Source organism: Billgrantia saliphila, from assembly GCF_002930105.1.
GTDB classification, from domain to species: domain Bacteria; phylum Pseudomonadota; class Gammaproteobacteria; order Pseudomonadales; family Halomonadaceae; genus Halomonas; species Halomonas saliphila.
On record NZ_PJRN01000003.1, the window covers coordinates 239,464 to 260,224 of the forward strand.

Sequence of the window (20,761 nt, forward strand, 5' to 3'; positions counted from 1 at the left end):
GGGATCAGGGCATTCCTTCGAGTTCGGCACAATCGAAGCAGAACGTCGCATACGGCAGGGCCTCGAGGCGCGCCGGATCGATCAATTCGCCGCAGCGCTCGCAGACATCCCCTTCACCTTCCTCGATACGCTCAAGCGCATGCAGAACCTGCTGCAGCTCCTCCTCCGCTTCGCTCTCGAGGGCATCGATGACATCCTCGTTCTCCAGTTCGATTGCCTGCTCCTCCAGGTCGCGATCAAGAGGCTCGTCCTGCCTCAGCTTATGGAGCTTGTACTGGTCCACACGCTCGACCAGTTCGTCGCGCAGCGCTTCCAGTACGTCTTGTCGTTCCTGCATCTCGCACCTCCAGCGATGACGGCACATGACTACTACATAGCATATGCCGACGATATCGCCTCGGATCGCGGGCCGGGCGCTACTCGCTGCTGGCGAAGAAAAGTGAGTAGTGCCACTCTTCGTAAGGCTGGCAGGATGTTACCCGCTCACCGAGCTGCGCCAACCGCGCCGCGATCATCGAACACTCTTCCAGGGAGAGAAAGGGACCGATGGCTTTTTCCTCTTCTCCTTCGAGGAAGGTGAAGTGCAGTAACGCCGGCCGCCCGCCCTCGAGCGCCCCGAGTCTGTCCGGATAGGTATCCACCATGGCGGCAGCATCAGCGAAGACATCACAAAGATTCTCTCGTCTCACTTTCAATGCAAGATTGAGTTCTTCCCTTTCGCGCGCCTGTGCGTACTCCGCCATGAAACAATTGACTTTATACTGCTGAAGAAGACTCAGGGAACGCTCGTAGAAGTAAGGATGACGGCGCATGAGTTCCGCAATACCATCTGAATAGAGTCTTTCGATTCTATCGTATTCACTCGCTTCGACTTGATACTCTTTAAATGAACTTCTTTCCCACTCCTCTGGCCAAATCAGCATCCAGGACATAAGTACGGAAAAAGCAGCCAGCATGATCATGATGCTGTATCGATAGAATAGATCCGACAGGTTCCCTACTTTCTTATTCATTTTTCTTTTCCTTATCGCCAATCGTCACAGGCCCCAGGCACTTCGCTCCAAGCAGAGCAAATCCGCCTGATACCAGCCCCAATATCTGTCGCCTCATGCGCTTGAAGAACCAAATGCCGACCAAGCCGTCAGTATGGTCGGCATCGATGCCGATTCTTTTCTCGAACCATAGAGCTAGACACGCTGAGGATAGAGAGAGACCCGCTGAGACTCGTCATAGGGCAGACAGCCTGTGGTTCGCTCCCCTAGGCTTGCCAGCCGCTGTGCTATCTCGGCGCACTCTTCCAGAGTAAGGAAAGGTCCGATACGCTGTTCGGCAGCCTTGTCCAGATAGATGAACTCGTAGAGTTCAGGGTGGAAACGACTCCAGCCGTTCAGGCGATCGGCATAGGTATCAACCATGGCAGCGGCATCGGTAAAAATACCGCAAAGCCTCTCATAACGAGGCAAGGCGGAAGGCCGGCTCACTGCAGCTTCGCCGGTACCAAGATGGTGCTGCATCAAGCAGTAATATTTTTGATTATCGAGGATGCTCAGCGATTTTGTGAATAGTTCGCCATTGACTCGCATCAAGTCCGCGGCATCTTCCGAATAGGAAGTACTGACTTTTTCATATCGTATCGCTTCCGGCTCCTTCCCAACGGCCATATTGACCGTCAAGCCGTGCGGCCAGAAAAGTATCCCTGAAGCGAAAAGCAAAAAGACAACAATTGCGATGCTAGGACCTTTATCGCTAAGAAATTTTGATCCTGCCTTCCATGTTAGCGCGATCATTCTTCTTCTCCTGCGTTGTGAGCCCTATGGATAGCGACTTCTACTAATAGAGACTTTCGCTCTTTACCTTCTCCTTTGTTCCAACTCATTGGCTGAGCCCTGCCACGCTGACCACGGAACGACGCCTAGCGCCATCGACCCAGCCCGCTGCCCAAGCTATCTAAAAAACACCAGCATAGCTCAGGTCCGCTTTACGTATTGTTGCATTTCAAGCATTCACTCCTGAGAGTGGCAGGGGAATATTCACCGCAGCCCTCACCAGTCAAGCCCGAATCAGGCAGAGAAAGCCCGACCGTCAGGCCGGGCTTCGATCTCCGCATCCGCTGCTCACCACTGCGGATTCCTGTCCGCGCCTCCCTGGGTCGCATTGGCCATCCTGGCCCGGCCTTCCTTGTCGCGCTTCCCTGAGCTCCAATACCTTGCCATCTTTCGCAAGCAAACGATTTAACCTGCGTTAACAATAAGAGCAGGAAATTTGTCATGATCCACACTTAAGAAACGTAATGTTACCTTTGCAGAATGACATAGATCATGGGCCAAGCGACGGCTGTGCGTACCCTACCCCGCCTGATGGCGCCCCCGCTGCTTCACAGGCACCCCCGACAGGCAAAAAGAAAAGCCCGGCCGATGCCGGGCTCCAATCTGTGGTTCCTTTCCCGCTCACCACGACATTCCTGTCGTGCATCCCTGGCGTCATCGAGCGCTCCTCTGCTCGGCCTTCCTTCGTCCCCGCATCCTTGCGAGATACTCATAGCCTAGGTGCCAAGCCGCTACGTGACAAATGGCAAAAATTCATGGGCTCACGCGGAGATACGCAAATTCATCAATCTCGACTGCTTGCCAATTTAACGCTTGCGTGAAGGAGACCCATCGCACGAAAACGACACCTCCCGCTTGCTCACCTCGATGCGTATGACGCATCGATAAGGGTGCCGCTATGCGGCGAGGAGAGCGTCACCAATCGGGCCAACGGCCAAGGCTGCCTACGAAGGATCGAGCCATTGCGTACTCTCCGACACGAAGAAAGCCCGGCCTTGGCCGGGCTTTCCTGGGGTCGATTCCCTTCGATAGAACGCGGGCTTCCCGCCCGCCCCTCCTGCCCGCCCCTCCTGGAACTTGAGCCATCCTGGCCCTGTCTTCCTTGTCGAGCGCTCCCTCGCTCTGATGGGGATAGCTTGCCAGAGCCAGATGGGCAGGTCAGTCTCTCTAAGCGGTAGTGCTTGTAGGAGATCGTGCATGGAGCGCGTAATACGCTTTCACATCAGGCGACGCCTAACGGACACCGAGCGCTGCTTGGCCTTGTGGGGTGAGCTCGATTCGCTGCAGGTCACCGCGTTCGTCACGTGTCACCGTGACCAGGCCGTCGGCCTCCAAGGCCTCGACTTGCGCCGGCAGTTCATCGACAAGGCTATCATCACCAAAGTGACCGAAAGGAGCGGCCAGCACACCGCCGTGCTGTAAGGCGTACGATATTATCTCGACCTGATGGTCCGTCAGTTCATGATTCATGCGTCCTCCGGAGAGCGTTCGAGGCGTGAGCCGATCCTTGCGTCGTCGCCTGCCAGCAAAGAGGCAGCCCCCTCACCGAAGTGAGGGGGCTGACAGGCTGCTACATGCAGATATGGCTATGGAACACCGTGGCCTTGGGACATCCTGTCTCGTTCAGCCTTCCTGTTCCTTTGCGTGGGTTTCCTACCCAACAAGGCATCCCGCCTTGAAAAAGCATCCATGCCTTGGATACATACTTAAGTCTAATAAAGAAGCGCTTCATTTCAAGATGACTTTGACATGTCTTATTCCCAGGCGAAATAAAGGGAATAGAACCCTGGCCAGGTCGCCGTTAAAAGCCGAATTAGACCCACCTACATGGCTCGATTAAAAGAATTGGAGCCGTGGGGAACCATGTATCTTCATGTAACGTTAGGCAACAATAACGCAGAGCTGAACGACAGCTCGCAACCTGAGGTGTACGTAATGACCGAATTCGTATGCCCAATCTGCAAAGGACGGTGGCTTGGCAGCTATACCTGTGAGCACCGCTGCACCCAGTGCGGCAATCCGATCAAGGCCAGAGAGCCATGGAGGGAAGAAGACGAGACCGAAGAAGCCGTCATGAGCGACCGGATCGAACAAGACGAGGGCCCAATTCCCGCAGCGAGCGACGTAGGGATGGCCATAGCGGAGTCCCGCTCATGACCGTCCCTGCCGAGATCGAGATCGCCAGCATCCAAACCCTGGAAGCGGAAGTCGCGGCCCTGAGGCTGGCGATTGCCGAAGTGGGGCTGGAAGTTGAATGCCTGAAAGCGGGCTATCGCATCACTGATGCCTCACTGTCCCGGCTACAGACGACAGCCCGGTGGCAGGAACTGCGGGCAGCCATTTCCACCATCGAGGCCATGGGTGACCACTCACGCCATATGACGCTGGCCGTCAATAGTCTGCACGCCAGGGCCCGACGCCTGCGAAAGAACGCTGAGTAGGGGTCGCCTTCCATTCCGGACCGTCTGAGTACCGGACTCTACTGGGCCGCCAGGCCCCCTGCCGAAACGGGCCCTCGGGGGCCCGTTTCGGCCTGGTCAGGTAGCCACCTTCATCGTCACGATGCCGGCGACTATCAGCAGAGCGGCAAAGACGCGCAGGGGCGATACGGCTTCCCCCAGGAGCCACACGCCGACGATAAAGGTGCCTATGGCACCGATGCCTGTCCAGATCATGTAGGCGGTACCCAACGGTAGGCTTCGCATCGCGACCGCCAGCAACCCGAACGAGCCCACCATCGTCACCAGCATCACGGTGGTCGGCAACAGGCGCGTGAACCCGTGCGACTGCTTCATTGCCAAGGCCCACACGACTTCAAGCAGGCCGGCCAGACCGAGAAGCACCCAAGACATAGATGTCCCTTTTCATCTCTCGGGTCGTCCCGAAATGTATGCCCGGGATGGGGGGAGGTCGTCCTCCCGGGACGGGATTATAGAAGCGTTTATTCCCAAGGCAATGCTTACGTCGGAAGCTGTGCCCGCCTCACCCGGCGCAACGTGCTGGAAGGAATGAGTCGACGACCGGCGATGCAACAAAAAAGCCCGGCCATGAGGCCGGGCTGCATTTTTGCTTCCTTTCCACTCCCTCAGGCATCCTGCCCGAGCATCCTTGGTGCGTGAGCCTTCCTTGACTCGTTCTTCCTTGCCGGGCCTCCTGCCCGATGTGCTTACTGTGCCAGATGAAAGGCGGCAAGAGATTAACCTGGGATAGATCGGCTTGTAAGAGATTGCCGATGCGTACTGTAGGCGCACATGCCCAGTGAGCCAGCTGCCAGGCGCCACATGCACTTGTTGCGTCGCTCTTCGCAAGGCCTTCTCTGGGCGCGCTGTCTCTTCTTGCGTACAATGACCGGCCATCTCCGTCCCTGCTTCCTGCATTTCGTCATGGAGGCGCGATCAAGCGTCGCACCCGGTGAATCGTCACCGTATGGACAGCTTGGCAGTCGTGCACGGTGAGGCGATACGAGGCGGATCAAACGGTAATGACGGCACGACCCTGGAGGCCATCGATTGAGCGATATGACTGGACACGATCCTCTGGCACGGGCTCGCCGGTTCTCCGTGGCGCCGATGATGGACTGGACGACCCGTGATTATCGTGTGTTCGCCCGCACCCTGACGCGCCGAGCCCTGCTCTACACCGAGATGGTCACTACTGGGGCCATCCTGCACGGCAGCCCGCGCGAGCGCTTCCTCGGCTATGACGAGGTCGAGCACCCCATCGCGCTGCAGCTAGGCGGCAGCGACCCCGGCGAGCTGGCCGAATGCGCGGCCATCGCCGAGGCGTGGGGCTACGACGAGGTCAACCTCAACGTCGGCTGTCCCAGCGATCGGGTACAGAACAACCTGATCGGCGCCTGCCTGATGGGTCATCCCGAGAAAGTCGCCAACGCGGTGCGAGCCATGCACGATGCGGTGTCGATCCCGGTGACGGTGAAGTGTCGCATCGGCATCGACGACCAGGATGAGGACGCCGACCTCGAGCGTTTCATCGCCCAGGTGGCGGATGCCGGCTGCGAGACGTTCATCGTGCACGCACGCAAGGCGTGGCTCCAGGGACTCTCGCCCAAGGAGAATCGCGACATCCCGCCACTGAACTACCCGCGCGTGCATCGCCTCAAGGCCGACCGGCCGGAGCTGCACATCGGTATCAACGGCGGCATCAAGAGCCTGGACGAATGCCGCGAGCAGCTGGCCCGGGTCGACAGCGTGATGGTCGGGCGCGAGGCCTATCAGAACCCCTGGCTGCTGGCCGGCGTCGACGAGGCGCTCTACGGCGAACCCGGACCGGCCGCCACCCGGCACGAGGCGGCGCGCATGATGCGTCCCTACATTGCCCGCCGGTTGGAAGAAGGGGCGAAACTCAACCACATTACCCGCCATCTACTGGGCCTGTTCCAGGGCCAGCCGGGCGGTCGCCGCTTCCGACGTCACCTTTCCGAGAACGGCCATCTGGACGGCGCCTGCCTTCGGGTCTTCGATGACGCGCTGAGCCTGGTACCGGAGCGGGAACCCGTCGCCACGGCCTGATCCGCTCAGTAAAGCGGATCGGGCAATGGCTCGAGGCTGGAGTGGAAGGTCTCGATGGCGCTCTCAGCCTCCTCGATGGCGTCGAAGCGAGCGATATGGAACAGCGCCTCGCCCTCGTTGGCCAGCGGCAGCCGGCTCATGCCGATCACGATGCCGTCGGCCATGGCCCTGACCGCTGCCTCGGCGTTGCCGAAGGGGTCGGCCACCTTGCCCAGCACATCGCCGCGAGCCACCCGCGCACCGAGGCGCACCTTGGGCCGCAGGATGCCGTCGATCGGGGCTCGCGCCCAGCTCGAGCCGTTGGCGACTTCCGCCGCCGGCGGCGGCCGGCGGCGGTGCTCTCCCGCGAGCATACCCAGCCGTCGCATCACGCGCAGTACACCACGCACCCCTGGTGCTATCGCCCATTCATCGAAGCGCAGCGCCTCGCCGGCCTCATAGGTAAGCACCGGAATGCCGCGGGTCTGTGCGTAGTGGCGCAGGCTGCCCTCGCGCAGCTCGGCATTGAGGATCACTGGCGCACCGAAGGCGTTGGCCATGCGCTCGGTCTCGCTGCCGGAGCTGAACTGGGCACGGATCTGCGGCAGATTGGTCCGGTGAATGGCGCCAGTGTGCAGGTCGATGATGTGGGTCGCGTGATCGACGATCTGCTCGCGGAATAGCGCCGCGACTCGCGCCCCTAGCGATCCCGTCTCGCTACCGGGAAAGCAACGATTGAGGTCGCGCCGATCGGGCAGGTAGCGGGTGTGCTGCACGAAGCCGAATACGTTGACGATGGGCACCGCCACCAGGGTGCCATGTAGCCCCTGGATCTGCTTCGAGCGCATCAGCCGCCGCACGATCTCCACGCTGTTGATCTCGTCGCCATGGATGCCTCCGCAGACCAGCATGACCGGCCCCTGGCGCCGGCCGTGAACCACCTCGACAGGAATATGCAGTGGCGCGTGGGTATAAAGCCGCGCAACCGGCACGTCGATCTGCTTGCGGCTACCCGGCATGACTCGGACACCTGCAAGGTCGAAGGGGGTGCGAGGCATGAAGGCTCCTGAAACGAAACAGTGTTCGTCTCGTTATACAGGGCTAAGCCGTGTATGACGAGAGGCCCGTCTCAACGTCCCAGGTGCGCTTCCATACACTCGTGTAGGTAAATTGGGCAGTGCTGCGGTAAAATGATCTCGGACCGGACCCCGAGGAGGCAGTCAAAAATGGCCCGACGCACTAAGACGGAAGCCGCCGCGACGCGCGAAGCGCTGCTCGATGCCGCCGAGGCGATCTTTCTCGAACGCGGGGTCGCGCGGACGTCATTGGAGCAGATTGCGCGCCACGCCGGCATGACGCGCGGCGCGGTCTACTGGCACTTCAAGAACAAGGCCGACCTCTTCCAGGCCATGCTGCAGCGGGTAAGGATGCCCTTTCAGGAACTGGTCGAGGAGATCGGCGACCCCAGCCTGGCCGAGAGACCGCTGGAGGCCATCCGTCAGGCCTGTCAGCGTGGCTTCGAAAGGCTGGAACTGCCCCGCTACCGCCGCGTGCATGCCATCCTCATTCATCACTGCGAGACCTTCGCCGAGATCGATCCCTTGGCGATGCAGAACGAGATGGCCGACGATGCCCTCGGCGCCCTGCGCGAGTATTTCGCCTGTGCCGCCCGGCTGGGCCAGCTGCGCGAGGACATCTCGCCGGAAATTGCCGCCAGACTGATGCAGGCCATGCTCGGCGGTCTGTTCCACGACTGGCTGCGTAACCATGAGCGCTTCGCCCTGCGCGAGGACGGCATGGCGCTGGTCGAGGCTCAGCTCCGCCTGTTAGCACGCTCCTCCCCGTCGTCACGTTGATCTCACCGGTCCGTCATTGGTCGACCCACCGCGGCACTTGCCCTGTTTCAGACGCAGCTGGCTCAGCCGGGTGCGCGCATCAAGGAAATCACCCTCCGCCACGCTGCGATACGCCGCTTCGCCAGCGATGTGCTTGACCAGCACACGCCGCTCGCCGGCGTGGGGCATGTTCGATGGCTTGCCATGTAGGCGTACCTCGCACTCCGGATCGTCGACGAGCACGGCCCGAGTCCAGCCTTCGTCATCGGGTTCCGCCGTTACTTCCACGCATTCTCCCAGCAAGCTGCGACATTGCGAGCTGAAGTGCCGGTGAAACCAGCGGTGCAGCGCCTGGCATAGCCCGGCGGCTAGCGGCGAGGCGACCGCAAAGGCGGCCCACAGCACCGCCAGACCGAGGGGTACTCGAAACAGGCCCAGGGAGAACCCGCGCAGCACGAACCACTCCAGCGCCAGGGTGATGCCCCCCGCCAGCACCACCAGTACGCTCAGCGCGAAGGCGACCGGCACGCCGGCGAATCCCAGCGCTACCATGCTGCTGGCCAGGTGATCGCCCTTCAGGCTGTCACGCTCGAAGAGTTCCAGCGGCGCCAGACGCAGAGCCACCAGCAGCCAATACAGCGCCACCAGCGGCAGCAGCACGCTGAATATCACGACGGGAAAGCTCACGGCGAGCTGGCGGATGGTTTCCATGACAGCCTCCTACACCGGTAATTAGCCGGCAAATGACCTGTACCTCCAGCATAGACCAAGGCGCGAACGGCTGGAGATGCCAGGGCGGCATGCCTCATGAAAAGCGCTCAGGAAAAATCACCAGCCGAAAAGAAAGGCACCACCCCGAGGGGTGGTGCCTGGCTTGATAAAGGCGTCGCGGCCGGTCAGCCCCGTTCGCCCTCCGCCGACGCCTGGTCATGCGTCGTATCGCTACCGCGCAGCTTGCGCCGCAGCCAGTCGGAAATGACGGCGATCATGGCGTAGAAGCTTGGCACGAAGCAGCTGCCCAGCACCGCCACAGAGGCCATGCCGACCGCCACCGTGGTGCCGATATGATGGCTGCTGACGTCGCTGGCCCCGCTGGCCAGCGCCAGCGGCAGGGTGCCGAAGATGAACGCCAGCGAAGTCATCACGATCGGGCGGAAGCGTAGCTCGGCAGCGGTGATGGCTGCCTCGCGGATCGACTTGCCCTGCTCCTTGCGCTGCAGCTCGGCGAACTCGACGATCAGGATGGCGTTTTTGGCCGCCAGCCCCACCACCACCAGCATGCCGATTTCCACGTAGACGCTGGTGTCGAGCCCGCGCAGCGCGATGCCACCGATCCCCCCCAGGAAGGCGAAAGGCGTCGCGGTCAGCACCGCCAGCGGCAGCGACCAGCTCTCGTACTGGGCCGCCAGGATCAGGAACACCATCACGATGCCGAACACGATGGCCAGCATCGCGGTGTTGCCCAGCTGGCTCTCCTGGTAGGCGGTGCCGGTCCAGCCCATGCCCCAGCCGCCGCCCAGCGTCTCCTCGACGATCTCTTCCATGGCGGCGATGGCCTGACCCGAGCTGTAGCCCGGAGCGGGCCCGCCCTGGAACTGGGCGCCCAGGTAGACGCCGAAGCGCGACACCACCGCCGGCTTGGCCTGGCGCTCCAGCGTCACGAACTCGGAGAGGGGAATCCGCTCGCCATTGCCGCCGCGCACCGAGACCTTGCTGATGTCGTCCGGTGTCTTGCGGTACTCGTCCTCGTTCTGCAGGTAGACCTGGAAGTTGCGGTTCTGGTAGCTGAAGTAATTGACGAAGCCGTTACCGAAGGTGTTAGACAGGGCAGCGTTGAGGTCCTCTAGCGCCACCCCGTAGCTGAGCGCCTTCTGCTGGTCGATCTCCGCCCGGTAGCCCGGCACGTTGACGTTGAAGGTGGTGAATACCTGCTGCAGCGCCGGGTGCTGATTGGCCGCCTGCATCACCTGCACCGAGGCCTGGAAAAGCTCCCGCGGGCTGGCGCCCCCGAAGGACTGCAAGTAGCCGGTGAAGCCGCCGGTGGTGGATAGCCCCATGATCGGTGGCACGTTGAAGGCCATGGCCGAGCCGCCGGGCACTTCCGCCCCCAGCTGCATGATCCGCCCCACCAACTCGGTAGCGGTCAGCTCACGCTCCGACCACGGGTCCATGTTGATGAACATAATGCCGCGAGCGGTGTTCACCGCGCTGGAGAGGATGTCGTAGCCGGCCACCGCGGAAGAGTAGCGCACACCGGGGATCTCCTCGATGCGCTCGCTCAGCTCGGCCATGTAGGCCCGGGTCCGCGCCAACGAGGCCGAATCGGGCAGTTGCACGCTGGCCAGCACGACCCCCTGGTCGGTTTCAGGCACCAGGGTCGAGGGTGTGATCTGATAGAGCCACCACGATCCGCCGATCACCAGGGCAGTCAGCAGCAGCGCCAGCCCCCAGAAGCGCACCAGCGCCTTGACCACCCACATGTAGGCGGCGGTAATGCCGGCGAACAGGCTGTCGAACAGACGCAGCGGCGTATTGATCGCCCGCATCAGCTTCGACTGGCCCAGCTTGGGCTTGTGCTTGATGAAAATCGCCGACAGCGCCGGGGTGAAGGTCAACGCCATCAGTGCGGAGAAGGCCACCGAGACAGCTACCGTGATGGCGAACTGCTGGTAGATCTGGCCGGTGAAGCCGCCAAGGAAGGCCACCGGCACGAACACCGCGGCCATGATCAGCGAGGTGGCGATGACCGGCCCGCCTACTTCCCGCATGGCGCGGATGGTGGCCTGGGTGACCGTGATCTCGTCGTCCTCGCTGAGTACCCGCTCGACGTTCTCCACTACCAGGATGGCGTCGTCCACCACGATACCGATCGAGAGTACCAGCGCGAACAGCGTCAGCAGGTTGATAGAGAAGCCGAACAAGTAGAAACCGGCGAAGGTGGCCAGCACCGAGACCGGCACCACCGACATGGCGATCACCGTGAAGCGCCAGTTCTGCAGGAAGATGAACAGGATCACGCCGACGATCAGGAAGGCTTCGATGAAGACGTGGGTAACGGTTTCCACCGAGGCATCAATGAACAGGGTCGTGTCGTAGGGCACCACGTACTCGAGCCCCGGCGGGAAACGCCCCTCCAGCTCGTCCATGGTGTCGTACACCGCCTGCGCCGTCTCCAGGGCGTTGGCGCCCGGCTGCTGGTTGATGATGATCGGGGTCATGGAGGCGCCGTTCAACCGCGCTTCCACACCGTAGAAGGAGGCCCCCAGCTCGATGCGTGCCACGTCGTCCAGACGCAGCGCCGAGCCATCCGGGTTGGTACGCAGGAAGATATTGCGGAAATCGTCGACATCGTTCAGCCGGCCACCCGCCGTGATGGTATAGCTGAACGCGCGCGGATCGCGCTGCGGCGTGGCCGCCAGGCTGCCCGCCGGCACCTCGGTGTTCTGGGCACGAATGGCTCTCGCCACCTCGGTGGGGGTCAGGTCGTACTGAGCCAGTTTGTCCGGGTCCATCCAGATGCGCATGGCGAACTCGCCGCCACCCAATACCTCGGCCTCGCCCACGCCGGGTACCTGGCGCAGTTCGTCGAGGATATTGAGGGTCGCGTAGTTCTGCATGAAGACGTTGTTGTAGTCGCCCTCGGGGGAGATCAGCGCCACCAGCATCAGAATCGAGCTGGAGCGCAGCTCAACCGTTACGCCCTGGGCCTGCACCGCCTCTGGCAGCTGCGACAGGGCCCCCTGCACCCGGTTGTTGACGTTGATGGTGTTGATGGCGCCTTCGGTGCCGATGTTGAAGGCCACGTCCATACTCATGGAGCCGTTGTCGGCACTGGTCGAGGTCATGTAGAGCATGTCCTCGACGCCGTTGATGGCTTCCGCGAGCGGTGCGGCCACCGTCTGGGCCACCGTCTCGGCATCGGCACCGGGGAACTGGGCGCGTACCGAGACAGTGGGTGGCACCACGCTGGGATACTGCTCGATCGGCAACACCCGCATGCTGGCCACCCCGATCAACGTCAGGATGATCGCCAGCACCGTGGCGAAGATCGGCCGTTTGATGAAGAAATTGGAGAAACTCATGTGGCGTCGTCCTCGCCGGCCTCGGCAGGTGCCGCGCCCTCATCCATGGCAGAGGCGGCTTCTCGTTCAGCCTCGGCTTCGGCCTGCTCGACCTCTTCGCCCAACTCTTCGGCATCGCCATCGAACGGCTGCGGCTCGATGGGCGTACCGGGTTCGATGCCGGCGGGATCGCCGACTACGACACGCTCGCCTGGCTCGAGGCCATCACGGATGATCTGCCAAGGCCCGGCCACCTCGCCCAAGTCCACCGTGCGGGCGCGCGCCACGTCGTCCTCGTCGAGCACGAACACCTGGGGCCCCATCAGACCCTGGGTAATGGCGATCTCGGGCACCGCCAGCACATCGAAGCGGCGTAGCCCCACCAGGCTGACGCGGGCGAACTGACCCGGCAGCACGCGGCCATCCGGATTGGCGAACGTGGCGCTGGCTTGTACGGTGCTGGTGGCCTCATCCACCCGTGAGCCGAGAAAATCGAGGTGCCCTTCCAGCATCTCGCCCTCGGCAGCGCCCGCTCCGGGCACCCGCAATACGGCCTGGATCTCCTCGAGCGTTTGCTCGCGCAGTTGATGGCGCAGCTCGAAAGCGTCGCGCTGCGGCAGTTGGAAACGCACCTCCAGCGGGTCCAGTGGCGTGATGGTGGCTAACGCCGTACCGGAACTCACCAGGTTACCCACGTTTACCTGCGAAAGCCCAATCCTGCCCGACACCGGGGCCGTCACTTCGGCGTAGCCCAGATCGATACGTGCGCTCTCCAGCGCCGCTTCGGCCTGGGCGACGGCGGCCTGGGCGACACCCAGCTCGGCGCGTGCCTGATCGACCTGCTGGCGGCTCACGGAGTTCTGGTTCAACAGCCGCTCGAAGCGCTCGGCGTCGCGTTGGGCACGGGCCAGCTCGGCACGCGCACTTTGCAGGTCGGCCTCGCGCTGGTTCACCGCCGCCTGATAGAGATCGGGTTCGATGGTGTAGAGCTTCTGCCCCCTCTCCACCATCTGGCCGGGTTCGAAATGGCGCTCCTCAAGGAAACCGGTGACCCGTGCCACCAGGGTGACCTCATCGTCGCTACGCAGCAACGAGGCATAGGCCTTTTCCAGAGCGATATCCCGTTTCGTGATTTCCACGACCTCCACCGGATGCGGGGGCCGCTCCCGGTTGCCGCCCTGCGGGGCCTGATCGGGCGAATCATCCTGGCCACAAGCGGCCAACAGCAGGCCAGCGGCCACCGTCAGCAGGATGTGCCGGCCGTGTCGGAACAGGATTTTCATGGTCTGAGTCGTTCCCGTGATGTGCGTAAAGAAGCATCGAGTTTACATTCACACATGTATGGAAGTAAATGTTAGGGAGCTAAACAGCTGCGCCAAACACTGCCAGTCAGTGATGCGATGAATCCCGAATGTAGAAGGGGCCACGGGGAGACCCCCCTACGAGCGAACACATCCACTCACTCGGAGCGAGGCCGACTGCGTATTATCCGCCCTTGCGGATGGACCTCGATGCGACCGCCACTACCCTCGCCCACCACGTCGTCGCGCCACATGTCCGGGCGTTGTCGCGGTCTTACTTCATCGGGCCGGGGCGGCTCATCGGGGCGAGGCAGGCCGGCGTTGGGCACGTAGCGCTCGAATAGCGACGCGGGAAGTTCCAGCACGAAGGAGGAATCGTGTCGCCTACGCTCGCGCCAGCGTTCGCGATGCCAGGCGAAGGGCTGGAAAACCGGTTGCCAGGCGGGAGACGACGAGTCACGGCGTGGCTCCCCCGGTTCCGCCCAGGCGGAAGCACTCAGGGCAAGCCATCCCGCCAACAACAGTGAACGCAAGCCGACTCGTTCGAGTCCCAACGATTTCATCGTATCGTCCCCCCCTGTGCCTCGCTTTCCACCCCATCCGGGCAGGCTTCAGTATAGGTGGGCTGCCGCGCGGGGCTAGCCGCGTAAATCAAGCGGTTCGATGCATCATGCCTCGTGGGCAGGGCCGTCGGTCGCAGGCCAGCAGCTCGTCTGTCCCGCCCTGGCCCGCCACCGACTCTACGAGGTGTGGAGGCTTACAACGGGCGTCGTGCTGAGCTACAGGTGATAGCTCAGCGACAGCGCGCCGTGCACGGTGCTGTTCTCCTGGCCTTCGAACTCTCTACTACGCCAAACATGCGCCAAGCTCACCTCCCAACGCTCCCAGGTCAACGCCAGTCCTAGCACAGCGTCGCCGACCAGCTCCCGGCGGTCGACCGAGTGGCTGTCACGCACGGTGTTGCCGTCCAGCAGCAGGTTGTGTGCCGTATAGCGACCCTGCAATGCGGCAAAAAGATGCCAGCCGCGGGCCGGTGACATCGAGACCTGTCGATAGCCGCCTTGCTCAACCCCCAGCGACGGCCAGCCCATGCTGTTGTCCAGCCCTTGGCCAAGACGCAAGCCGTAACCCGCTCCGGCCTGAACGACGAGATTGCCAAGGGATGCCGAGAGTCCCGGCCCGTGCTGCATTTCCATTGTCCCCAGCGACTGGCGATGCCACCAGTGACGGCGGTAAGACGCGTTGAGGATGGGCTCGTTACCCAACTGGTGGGACCAACCGCGTGGTCGTTGGCTGCTGGTGAAACGGTGCACCTCGCGCTGGACGCTGTCGGCCGCCGCGACAGGCCCGACCGCGCCGACGTCGAACTGCAGCGCCTCTTCACGCTGCCAGGCGCCGCGCAGCGGTTGCCGGCCATACAGGGAAAGGCCGCCCAGCACCAGGCCGGCATAGGGGCGGTCATCCTCAATGAGGTCGTGTCGCTCCACCTCCACCGGCGTGTACATGCGGTAGCTCAGGTGGAAGCTCAGCGTGTCGACCTGATTCAGCCAGCCTTGCGGCAGGCCTGCGGCGATTCGCTGGCTCCAGTGATCCGGCGCCGCCGCCTGGGTCCAGATAAGTTCCATGCCGGCCGTGTAGTTGGCGTCATCCCGGCTGAGCATGCCGTCGTTGTCCAGCTGCAGCGTGACGACACCCGGGTCGGCCAAAACCTGTGTGGCCAGGAGACAGCCGACGGCCCATGCGCCAGCGAAACCGCCCATGCTTCGATACATAGCGACAGCCCTCTTCCTTGAGCAGGCTAATGAACATACTCGAGTGTATGTACGCTACGGCATAGTGGGCAAGCCTATTCAAACAAACTTTTGAATGAGCGATCCGTCGCGTCATGCCTGCTCGACAATGGCCACCGCCCGCTCAACCGCGCCACGGTAGCCTCCACCGAACAGCAGCAAGTGATTGAGCAAGGGGTAGAGCTGGAATAGCGCCTCGCGCCGCGGCCAATCGTCGGGAGCCCGGCCATTCCAGTAGGCCTCGAAGAACGCCTCACCCGGCGAGCCGAACAGGGTCAGCATGGCGAGATCGACTTCGGGATAGTGGCGATAGACCGCCGGGTCGAGGATCGCGGGCCCTTGGGGAGTATGCAGCACATTTCCCGACCACAGGTCGCCGTGCAACAGGCTCGCCGGGGCATGCGGCAGCCACGCATCGAGACCCTCCGCCACGACCTCGATGCGGCCGCGCAGCCGCGCGTCCAGCAGGCCGCGTTCGTGGCAGGCCTGGGCCAGCGGCAACAGACGCCGCTCGCGCTGAAAGTCGCGCCCGTCGGCAAGCGGTGCGTTGGGTTGCGGGGTAAGGCCGCAGGCATTGTCGCGGTGCCAGCCATGCTCATCCGCAACGTTGTCGTGCAGTGCCTTGAGACCGTCGCCCAGCGTTGACGCGGAACGCACTGAGCGCGAGCCACTCTTCAGCGCCTCCATGATCAGCCATTCCCCTTCCAGTGCCAGCACCTCGGGTACCACCAGGGAGCTGGCCGCCTCGTGCAGCGCCCTGAGCCCGTCGGCCTCGCCGCTCAAACGTTCGGGATCGTCGCGCTTGGCCACGACCGCCCCCTGATCGGTGTCCAGCCAGTAGACCGCCGCGATATCGCCGCCGCTCATTGCCCGCGGCTCCCCGCGTGGCGTCAGTCCGCTGCGTTCAAGGAGAATCGCCAATCCGGTTTGCATGAACCACCTTCCGCGCCGCTACGATAAGAACAGGTCGTCTGCCGCTCTAGCGTAGGGGACAGGTCGACCACCCTGCCATAGCGGGCGACGTGTTCCGCCATCCCGCTATGGCACAAAGACGAATCGAGCGTTATCAGGCCATGGCAAGAATGGGCATGGCGATGGACAGAAATGAATGTCACGAGGATAGAACCATGTACAAGCTCGCCTTCTTCGTTCCTGTCGAGGATGCCGAAGCGGTCAAGGAAGCCGTGTTCGCCACCGGAGCCGGGCGTATCGGCGATTACGAGGCCTGCTGTTTCCAGACCTTGGGCACCGGCCAGTTTCGCCCGCTCGACGGCGCCGACCCGCACATCGGTCAGGTCGGCGAGCTGGAGCGCGTGGAAGAGGCCAAGGTGGAACTGGTCTGCGAGAATCATCTGATTCGCGAGGCCGTCACGGCCCTGAAGACGGCTCACCCCTACGAGGAGCCGGCCTTCGACGTGTGGAAACTCGAGGTTTTCTAGCCTCTTCTTCCAGCCGCTTACCGGATAGCATTCGCACTCAACCCAGACGTTGGGCGATGCGCCGTTCGAGTTGCGCCTGGTCCTCGGCGAAGCGGCGGATTCCCTCGGCCAGCTTGTCATTGGCCATGGCGTCCTGGTTGTGCCCCCAACGGAACTCGGGCTCGGTGAGCGGCACCGGACGCTCTTCGGCGGGCGGGAACTCAACTTGCTTCTCGACCTCGCCCTTCTCTGCTGCCAGCTCCTCGAGCAGTGCTGGCGATATCGTCAGCCGGTGGCAACCGGCCAGTGCCAGCACCTGGGCCGTGGTGCGAAAGCTCGCTCCCATGACCACTGTGTCGAAGCCGCCGCGCCCGGCGCGCTCGCATACGCTGCGCACGAATTGCACCCCCGGGTCCTCGTCCGGCGCGTACTCCTTGCCGGTCTCCTTTTTGTACCAGTCGGTGACACGGCCGACGAACGGCGAGATCAGGAAAACACCGGCATCGAAGCAGGCTTGGGCCTGAGCCTCGCTGAGCAGCAGCGTCAGGTTGCAGTTGATGCCCTCCCGCTCGAGCCGCTCGGCGGCACGGATGCCTTCCCAGGTCGAGGCCAGCTTGATCAGTATCCGGTCGCGTCCAATGCCACGCTTGCCGTACAGCTCGGTCAACTCGTGCGCCTTGCGAAAACTCGCCTCGCGATCGAAGGAGAGCCTGGCGGCCACTTCGGTGGAGACCCGTCCGGGAACCCGCTTGGCGATCTCGCTACCCTTGGCCACGGCGAGGCGGTCCACGGCGCGCTCGACCTGCGCCTGAAGATCGCCCCCTTCGGCCTTGACCGCGGCGAGCTCCTCGTCGATCAGTGCCTGGTAGCCCGGCAGGTCGAAGGCCTTGAGCAGTAGCGAGGGGTTGGTGGTGGCATCCTGGGGCTGGTAGCGACGAATGGCGTCGAGGTCGCCGGTATCGGCGACGACCAGCGAGTGTCGTTTGAGCGCATCGAGTCGGGTCGTCATGGTCTCTCCGTATTCGAAGTCGGGACGTGGGGTCAGACCGGAACGCCGTGATGGGCGGCAAGCGCCTGGCGGTAACGGCCGTACACCTGTGCATAAGCATCCACACTCACCGGATCGGGCTCGGCCAGCGAGGCCTCGTCGAGGTGCACGAGTCGCGTACAGAGCGACTCGAGCGTGGCGTCTCCACGACGATGGCACCAGGCCGCCTGAAGCGCGGCCCCCAGGGCCGCCGCATCGGTGATCTGCGGGCAGATCACCTGGGTCCCGGTGATATCGGCTACCATCTGCCGCCACACCGGGCTCTTCGCACCGCCGCCGATCAGTCGGATCTGACTTGCCCCCTCGGCCAGCTCGCCGAGCAGCTCGAGCCCGTAGCGCAGGCCGAAGGTGGCACTCTCGATCACCGCGCGGCACAGGTTGGCCTGGGTCAGGTTGAGGCTGGTCAGGCCCAGGAAGCTGGCCGAGGCATGCGGCAGCGCCGGCACCCGCTCCCCCTGGAAGAAGGGCAGCACCGTGACGCCCTCGGCGCCGATCGGTGCCGCGGCCAGGCGTTCGCCGAAGGTCGCCAGGTCGAGCGCGAACAGCTCGCGCACCAGCGTGCTCGCCGAGGTCACGTTCATGGTACAGATCAGCGGCAGCCAGCCGCCATGGCTGGCGCAGAAGTTGGCCACCATGTCGCTCTCGGCGCGCACCGGCGCGGGCGAATAGGCGCACACCGTACCCGAGGTACCGAGGCTCATGGTCACGATTCCGGGGGCGATGTTGCCGGTCCCGATGGCCCCCAGCATGTTGTCGCCGCCGCCGCTGGCGACCAGCACGTTCTCATCGAGGCCGAGCTCACGAGCCAGTGCGGGGCGCAGCGTGCCGGCCGGTTCCTGCGAGTCGATCAGCCGCGGCAGCACTCGTTCGGGATCGAGTTCCGGGGCGATCTCGGCGAAGACGTCGTGCCGCCAATGCCGGGTCAGGGTGTCGAAGTAGCCGGTGCCGGAGGCGTCGCCTGCCTCGGCCACCTTCTCGCCTGTGAGCCAAAAGTTGAGATAGTCGTGGGGAAGCAGCAGGCTTTCGATGCGCTGATATGCCTCGGGATGCACCTCGCGCAGCCAGGCCACCTTCGATGCGGTATAGCCGGTCTGCAGCACCAGGCCGAGCCTGTCGAGGCAGCCCGCCTCGCCACCCAGGCGCTCGATCAGGGCGGCATTGGCCATTGCCGTCTCGGTATCGCACCACAGCTTGGCGGGATGCACCGGGTCTCCCTCGGCGTCCAATGCCACCATGCCGTGCTGCTGGCCGGAAACGCCGATGGCGCGAATCGCGCGCCTCTCGATCCCCGCGTGCGCCACGGCCTCGTCGAAAGCACCGCGGAAAGCCTCGATCCACTCCTTCGGGTGCTGCTCGCGGCACCCGTTCTCGCCCTCGAGCAGGCGATGCGGACGGCTCGCCTCGCCGAGAATCGCCTCGCCGTCGAGGTCGACCACTACCACCTTGGTGCTTTGGGTACCGCAGTCCACGCCGATATACATCACGCCCTACCTCGTTCGTGTACCAAGTACTCAAGCGTAGCGCGCGCGCCGCGCTCATGCAGGCGCTGAAGTGCGTCGAGATAGGCGTCACGGAAGCGTGACGCATCGGCGAGATCGCCGAACAACTCGCGATTGTCGATGAAGGCGGTCGGTCGGCTGCGATTGTCGGCGGCAATGGCCATCAACCTATCCTTCAGGCGGTCAACCACCTCGATCGGTTCGCCCTGTTCATCGATGCCTTCGGCATAGCGCGCCCAGCTCGCCACCACCGCCGCAGAGCGATGGATCTCGCCGCCCCGCGCGAGCTGCTCGCGAATCACCGGCACCAGCCACTTGGGAATGCGGTCGGAGCTTTCGGCGCAGAGTCGCGCCAGTGTGTCCTTGATCTCGGGATTGGCGAAGCGCTCGATCAGCGTGAGACGGTACTGTTCTAGATCCACGCCTGGCACCGGCGCGAGCGTCGGGCTGCCTTCGTGGCGCATGTAGCCGAGCAGGAACTCGATGAACAGCGGGTCCCGGCACACCTCGTGGGCGTAGCGGTAGCCGGCCAGGGTGCCGAAGTAGCACAGCGCCTGGTGGCTGGCGTTGAGCAGGCGTAGCTTCATCAGCTCGTAGGGCACCACGTCCTCGACCACCTGCACGCCGACTTGCTCGACCGGTGGCCGCCCGTTGACGAAGCGATCCTCCAGCACCCACTGGGTGAAGGGTTCGCAGACCACCGGCCACGCATCGTCAATGCCGAAGCGCTGCACCAGTTCCTCGATGTCGGTTCCGGCGGTAACCGGCGTGATGCGATCGACCATGGCGTTGGGGAACGGCACCTCGGACTCGAACCACTCGCCGAGCGCGGCATCACGCGCTCGGGCGAAGGCGGCGAACATACGGCTTGCTACCTCACCGTTGCCCTGGATGTTGTCGCATGACATCACCGTGAACGGCGCCACGCCGCGCTCACGACGCCGCCTCAGCGCCTCTACGACCAGACCGAATGCGGTACGTGGAGTACGGGGATTGGCCAAGTCGTGGCGCACGTCGGCATTTTCGAGATCGAACTCCCCGGTGACCGGGTGAAAGTTGTAGCCCCCTTCGGTGACGGTCAGCGAGACGATGCGAATGGCCGGGTCGGCCATGCATTCGATCACTGCCTCGGGGTCGTCGGGAGCGAAGAGGTAATCCACCATGCTGCCGATCACACGCGGCTCGCGCTGGCCGTCGGGGTGCTTCACCACCAAGGTATAGAGATGATCCTGCGCCGCGAGCGCCTCCTGCATGCGCCGGTCGCCGGGCATTACGCCGACCCCGACGATGCCCCAATCGAGTGCCAGCCCTCGAGTCATCAGGTCGTCGAGGTACATCGCCTGGTGAGCGCGATGGAACCCGCCCACCCCGATATGGACGATGCCCGGCGTCACCTGGCGGCGGTCGTAGCCGGGCACGGCGACCCGTGGGTCGAGCTGGTTGAGCGTGGCGCTGCTCAGAGCGGTCATAGGGCA

Annotated in this window: 19 protein-coding genes; 4 read left to right on the forward strand and 15 right to left on the reverse strand. The window is 63.3% G+C overall.

The annotated features are described in order from the left end of the window. Positions 1-4 precede the first annotated feature (4 nt). The 4 genes from CYJ07_RS04785 to CYJ07_RS20245 form a co-directional block, all read right to left on the reverse strand. Entirely contained in the window at positions 5-337 is a 333-nt protein-coding gene (locus CYJ07_RS04785; protein WP_104202535.1) for a TraR/DksA family transcriptional regulator, read from the reverse strand. A 79-nt stretch (positions 338-416) separates the two neighbouring features. Further along, positions 417-1,013: a hypothetical protein gene (locus CYJ07_RS04790; protein WP_104202536.1), complete on the reverse strand. Its 597-nt coding sequence runs from the start codon at positions 1,011-1,013 to the stop codon at positions 417-419. 174 nt (positions 1,014-1,187) lie between these two features. Beyond that, a complete protein-coding gene (locus CYJ07_RS04795; protein ID WP_104202537.1) occupies positions 1,188-1,787 on the reverse strand; it encodes a hypothetical protein in 600 nt (199 codons plus the stop codon). A 1,272-nt stretch (positions 1,788-3,059) separates the two neighbouring features. After that, positions 3,060-3,296 carry a hypothetical protein gene (locus tag CYJ07_RS20245; RefSeq protein WP_156085468.1) on the reverse strand — a complete coding sequence of 79 codons (237 nt, stop codon included), beginning with the start codon at positions 3,294-3,296 and terminating at the stop codon, positions 3,060-3,062. Positions 3,297-3,979: 683 nt separating this feature from the next. On the opposite strand from CYJ07_RS20245, the gene CYJ07_RS04810 reads away from it, so the two are divergent. Then, entirely contained in the window at positions 3,980-4,267 is a 288-nt protein-coding gene (locus tag CYJ07_RS04810; protein ID WP_104202540.1) for a hypothetical protein, read from the forward strand. A gap of 96 nt (positions 4,268-4,363) precedes the next feature. Here the strand turns inward: CYJ07_RS04810 and CYJ07_RS04815 are convergent, their stop codons facing one another. Then, positions 4,364-4,678, reverse strand: coding sequence for a DMT family transporter (locus CYJ07_RS04815; RefSeq protein ID WP_104202541.1), 315 nt, complete (start codon positions 4,676-4,678; stop codon positions 4,364-4,366). A gap of 666 nt (positions 4,679-5,344) precedes the next feature. Here CYJ07_RS04815 and dusA point away from each other — a divergent pair. After that, complete coding sequence (gene dusA, locus CYJ07_RS04820; protein WP_104202542.1) at positions 5,345-6,355, forward strand: tRNA dihydrouridine(20/20a) synthase DusA; 1,011 nt, start codon at positions 5,345-5,347, stop codon at positions 6,353-6,355. A 5-nt stretch (positions 6,356-6,360) separates the two neighbouring features. On the opposite strand, the gene CYJ07_RS04825 is transcribed toward dusA, so the two are convergent. Further along, positions 6,361-7,392 carry a succinylglutamate desuccinylase/aspartoacylase family protein gene (locus tag CYJ07_RS04825; protein WP_104202543.1) on the reverse strand — a complete coding sequence of 344 codons (1,032 nt, stop codon included), beginning with the start codon at positions 7,390-7,392 and terminating at the stop codon, positions 6,361-6,363. A 168-nt stretch (positions 7,393-7,560) separates the two neighbouring features. Here CYJ07_RS04825 and CYJ07_RS04830 point away from each other — a divergent pair, with 168 nt between their 5' ends. Next, positions 7,561-8,190: a TetR family transcriptional regulator gene (locus tag CYJ07_RS04830; RefSeq protein ID WP_104202544.1), complete on the forward strand. Its 630-nt coding sequence runs from the start codon at positions 7,561-7,563 to the stop codon at positions 8,188-8,190. Here CYJ07_RS04830 and CYJ07_RS04835 read toward each other — a convergent pair. The 6 genes from CYJ07_RS04835 to CYJ07_RS04855 all read right to left on the reverse strand — a co-directional run bounded on the left by CYJ07_RS04835 (position 8,182) and on the right by CYJ07_RS04855 (position 16,254). Continuing rightward, complete coding sequence (locus CYJ07_RS04835) at positions 8,182-8,880, reverse strand: hypothetical protein (RefSeq protein ID WP_104202545.1); 699 nt, start codon at positions 8,878-8,880, stop codon at positions 8,182-8,184. The genes CYJ07_RS04830 and CYJ07_RS04835 overlap by 9 nt on opposite strands. Before the next feature lie 185 nt (positions 8,881-9,065). Continuing rightward, a complete protein-coding gene (locus tag CYJ07_RS04840; protein WP_104202546.1) occupies positions 9,066-12,251 on the reverse strand; it encodes an efflux RND transporter permease subunit in 3,186 nt (1,061 codons plus the stop codon). Further along, on the reverse strand, positions 12,248-13,513 hold the full coding sequence (locus CYJ07_RS04845) for an efflux RND transporter periplasmic adaptor subunit (protein ID WP_104202547.1): 1,266 nt from the start codon (positions 13,511-13,513) through the stop codon (positions 12,248-12,250). The genes CYJ07_RS04840 and CYJ07_RS04845 overlap by 4 nt, the downstream gene beginning before the upstream one ends. Before the next feature lie 176 nt (positions 13,514-13,689). Continuing rightward, entirely contained in the window at positions 13,690-14,094 is a 405-nt protein-coding gene (locus CYJ07_RS20250; protein ID WP_156085469.1) for a hypothetical protein, read from the reverse strand. A gap of 216 nt (positions 14,095-14,310) precedes the next feature. Then, entirely contained in the window at positions 14,311-15,303 is a 993-nt protein-coding gene (locus CYJ07_RS04850; protein WP_104202548.1) for a lipid A deacylase LpxR family protein, read from the reverse strand. Between the two features lie 111 nt (positions 15,304-15,414). Then, entirely contained in the window at positions 15,415-16,254 is an 840-nt protein-coding gene (locus CYJ07_RS04855) for a fructosamine kinase family protein (protein WP_104202549.1), read from the reverse strand. A 194-nt stretch (positions 16,255-16,448) separates the two neighbouring features. Between CYJ07_RS04855 and CYJ07_RS04860 the strand changes: the two genes are divergently transcribed. Continuing rightward, positions 16,449-16,760, forward strand: coding sequence for a YqfO family protein (locus CYJ07_RS04860; protein ID WP_104202550.1), 312 nt, complete (start codon positions 16,449-16,451; stop codon positions 16,758-16,760). Positions 16,761-16,797: 37 nt separating this feature from the next. Here the strand turns inward: CYJ07_RS04860 and tal are convergent, their stop codons facing one another. Genes tal through CYJ07_RS04875 form a run of 3 tightly spaced genes read right to left on the reverse strand, consistent with a single transcriptional unit; the run spans position 16,798 to position 20,755 of the window. Further along, positions 16,798-17,748, reverse strand: coding sequence for a transaldolase (gene tal, locus CYJ07_RS04865; RefSeq protein WP_104202551.1), 951 nt, complete (start codon positions 17,746-17,748; stop codon positions 16,798-16,800). Positions 17,749-17,780: 32 nt separating this feature from the next. Continuing rightward, positions 17,781-19,268 (reverse strand): xylulokinase, encoded by a 1,488-nt coding sequence (gene xylB / locus CYJ07_RS04870; protein WP_104202552.1) that lies wholly within the window; start codon positions 19,266-19,268, stop codon positions 17,781-17,783. Beyond that, positions 19,268-20,755, reverse strand: coding sequence for a mannitol dehydrogenase family protein (locus tag CYJ07_RS04875; RefSeq protein ID WP_104202553.1), 1,488 nt, complete (start codon positions 20,753-20,755; stop codon positions 19,268-19,270). The genes xylB and CYJ07_RS04875 overlap by 1 nt, the downstream gene beginning before the upstream one ends. Positions 20,756-20,761: the final 6 nt, after the last annotated feature.